Below are 624 nucleotides of genomic sequence, written 5' to 3' on the forward strand. Positions count from 1 at the left end.
GTGAAAAAGGACAAATTTTTGCGGTTTTACCTACTAGTAGCCGGTCCGTTCGCGGGGGACAGAATGTCGCAAACCAAATTCAAGTGACCAATGCTGACTTTAAGCGACTTGATGGTAATAATCGTGAAACAGACTATGTTCACGATAATGAAGGAGGATATGCTCGGCTTGATGTCGATATTGCAGTCTCAGGGCAAGTGCAAGCAGGGGACTACTTTATTCTTGATTATGGTCAATATCTAAGACCAGGTGGCCTTAATATTCCAGCAACCCCAAAGGATTTAATAGATTCGGATAACGCAATTGTAGCTAAAGCTTACTATGACGCTGATCAGAACCGAGTGATTTACCGCTTTACAGACTGGGTGAATGGTAAGAATAATATAAGAGCTGCTCTACGCCAAGGGACTCAGCCTTTCTACGATAAGATTACAGATAATTTCAAGAATTATCCTGTCACTGTGACGATTGCAGGAACACCATATACAGAAAATATTGCATACCACTTTAATAATATCAACGGTGACGGTACCAGTAATAAATATCGAGCGGTTGATGGAACACACGTTGAGACGAATCGAACAAATCCAAACCACTATACAGCCAAAGAAGTTTGGTATATCA

1 protein-coding gene is annotated in these 624 nt (G+C 41.0%); it reads left to right on the forward strand.

The annotated features are described in order from the left end of the window. Positions 1-624 (forward strand): Ig-like domain-containing protein (locus tag HMPREF3090_RS05925; RefSeq protein WP_168140263.1); only part of this gene is annotated, 624 nt, incomplete at both ends.

This window comes from Aerococcus sp. HMSC23C02 (assembly GCF_001806805.1).
In the GTDB taxonomy this organism is placed as follows: Bacteria; Bacillota; Bacilli; order Lactobacillales; family Aerococcaceae; genus Aerococcus; species Aerococcus sanguinicola.